Here is a 2,633-nt window from a genome sequence, read left to right as displayed (position 1 = left end):
CCGGTCCCCTCGTCCGGACGAGGGGACCGGCGGTCGCCGTGCGGCGGGCCGGCGGCCGGATCAGCCGCGGACGACCGCCTCGAAGGCGTGCAGGTAGGGGTTGACCGGGCAGACCTCGTGGACGTCGAGCCCGGCCTCGGTCATCAGCCGGACCATGCTCGCCTCGGAGTGCTTGGCACCGCCGACGTTGAGCATCAGCATCAGGTCCATGGCGGTGGTGAACCGCATCGAGGGGCTGTCGTCGACGAGGTTCTCGACCACCACCACCCGGGCGCCCGGACGGGCCACCGCGACGACGTTCGCCAGCGTGCGGCGGGTGCTCTCGTCGTCCCACTCCAGGATGTTCTTGATGATGTAGAGGTCGGCCAGGACCGGGATGTCCACCCGGCAGTCGCCGGGGACCAGCCGGGCCCGGTCGGCGAAGGTCCCGCCCGGGCGCAGCCGGGCGTCGGCGCCCGCGACCACCTTGGGCAGGTCGAGGAGGGTGCCGTGCAGGGCCGGGTGCTTCTCCAGCAGGCTGGCGAGCACATGGCCCTGGCCGCCGCCGATGTCGACCACCGACTCGACCGCCGGGCCCGACCCGGTGAGGTCGAGGTAGGCGGCGAAGTCGGCGGCGGACTGGCGGCTGGAGGTGGTCATCGCCCGGTCGAAGACCTTGGCCGACTCGCCGCCGTCGGTGTGCAGGTAGTCGAAGAACTCCTTGCCGAACAGCTCCGGGAAGACGTTGCGGCCCGAGCGCACCGCCTCGTCCAGCTTCGGCCAGGCCTCCCAGGTCCACGGCTCGGTGCACCACAGGGAGATGTAGCGCAGGCTGTTCGGGGCGTCCTCGCGCAGCAGCCGGGACATCTCGGTGTGCGCGAACCGGTCGCCGTCGAGTTCCTCGAAGAGGCCGTAGCAGGTGAGGGCGCGCAGCAGGCGGCGCAACTGGCGGGGCTCGGTGCCGAGCTCGGCGGCGAGCCCGGTGACGGTGGCGGGGGTCTCGCCGAGCGCGTCGGCGACGCCGAGCCGGGCGGCCGCGCGGACGGCGGCGGCGCAGGCGGCGCCGAAGACGAGCTCCCGCAGGCGCATGGCGGCCTGCGGGGTGGTGGCGGGGGCGGTGGTCATGGGCCGTCTCTCTGCTTTCTGCGGGGGCTGCGAGGGGTCTGCGGGTACTGGGGTCCGGGTGCCGGGTGCCGGGTGCCGGGGGCCGGGGGCCGGACGCCGGGGTTCCGGGCGCGGGCGGGTGTCAGCAGTGGCCGGCCGGTTCGGAGACCGCGCAGTGGTTGCGGGCGAAGGCGTTGTCGGTGCCGGTGTCGCGGTCGGCGAGGTCGGCCGGCCCGTTGCCGAGCAGCACGTTGTCGGCGACGGTGTTGCGGGCGTTGGCGACCCCGACGACGCTGCGCACGAGCACGATGCCGCCGGAGAACGGCGAGGCGCCGACGTTGTCGCGGACCTCGTTCCCGGTCACCGAGGTCTCCTCGGCGCCGGTGAGCACGATGCCGGCGCCCTGGATGTGGTCCAGCCGGGGGTTGGGCGGGCAGTAGCGGTTGTTGGAGAGCACCTGGTTGCGAGTGACGGCGAGCGCGCCGGCGCGGGGGACGCCCTCGTCGCCGACGACGAAGACCCCGCCGCAGTTGCCGCGGATCAGGTTCTGCTCGATGCTCAGGTCCCGCAGGCGGCGGACGGTGACGCCGATCCGGTTGTCGGTGAGCCGGTTGCCGCTGACCAGGGTGCCGTCGGCGGTGACGGCACCGCCCTCGCTGTCCACGGTGTTGGCGAGGAAGACGCCGGACTGGCCGTTGCGGGTGGACTCGTTGGCGACGATCACGCCCCGGGTGGACTTCTCCTGGCTGATGCCCTGCTGGCCGTTGTCGTGGACGTAGGTGGCGCGGACGGTCAGGCCGGTGGTGCCGGTGGCGTTGATGCCGTTCTTGCGGAAGCCGGTGACGGCGAGCGCCTCGACGGTGACCCCGGCGAGCGGGCGGTCGTCGGTGCCGGCCAGGCAGAGCCCGTGACCGGCGGTGCTGCAGGCCTCGGCGAGGCCGGCGGCGTCGGCACCCACGGCGGGGGCGGCCGGCGCACCGGACGCGGACGCACCGGACGCGGACGCGGACGCGGCGGCGGGGGCCTCGGCCGGGGCGATCACGCTGGCCGGACCGGCGCCGCGCAGGGTGACGCCGGGGGTGGTGATCCGGAGGCTGCCCCGGTACTCGCCGGGGAGCAGCTGGACGATGTCCCCGGGCAGCGCGGCGTCGAGCACCTGCTGAATCGATTCTCCGGGCAGGACGAGGTGCAGCTCCCCGGCGGCGTGCGCGGGCGCGGCACCGACGGCGGTGAGGACGGTGGTCAGGGCGGTCGTGGCGGCGGCGGTGGCCGCGGCGAGGTGATGGACCCGTCGCGTGGGCATGAGTGGTGACCTGTCTTTCTGGCGCGCCCGCGCGGTGGGACCCGGCGCGCTCGCGGGGACGTCGGCACGGTGACGCGGAGTGAGCGGATGGCGACTGTCGGTGGGTGTCGGCCGAATCGACGCTAAGAGCGCCCGGGCGCCGCCGCCACCAGGGTTGGGCTGCCGGACTGACGGGGCGTCGGACGGCCGGCGCCGGCGGGCGGGGCGGGCAGCCGGGCGCCGGGGCGCGGGGAGGGGGCCTGTCGCG

At 75.0% G+C, this 2,633-nt stretch carries 2 protein-coding genes; both read right to left on the bottom strand.

Features of this window, described 5'->3' with window-relative positions:
* Positions 1-60 precede the first annotated feature (60 nt).
* Positions 61-1,104: a methyltransferase gene (locus tag ACFCX4_RS35815; protein ID WP_376151591.1), complete on the bottom strand. Its 1,044-nt coding sequence runs from the start codon at positions 1,102-1,104 to the stop codon at positions 61-63.
* 121 nt (positions 1,105-1,225) lie between these two features.
* Positions 1,226-2,386 (bottom strand): right-handed parallel beta-helix repeat-containing protein, encoded by a 1,161-nt coding sequence (locus ACFCX4_RS35810; RefSeq protein WP_376151589.1) that lies wholly within the window; start codon positions 2,384-2,386, stop codon positions 1,226-1,228.
* Positions 2,387-2,633 lie beyond the last annotated feature (247 nt).

The organism is Kitasatospora sp. NPDC056327 (assembly GCF_042261735.1).
Taxonomy (GTDB): Bacteria; Actinomycetota; Actinomycetes; order Streptomycetales; family Streptomycetaceae; genus Kitasatospora.
The sequence above is the reverse complement of the archived record's forward strand: the minus strand, read 5'-3'. Positions and strand labels throughout refer to the sequence as shown.

Excerpts from the sequence above, each read along its gene's own strand:
- ACFCX4_RS35815 (WP_376151591.1), bottom strand. The coding sequence starts at position 1,104 with ATGACCACCGCCCCCGCCACCACCCCGCAGGCCGCCATGCGCCTGCGG.
- ACFCX4_RS35810 (WP_376151589.1), bottom strand. The coding sequence starts at position 2,386 with ATGCCCACGCGACGGGTCCATCACCTCGCCGCGGCCACCGCCGCCGCC.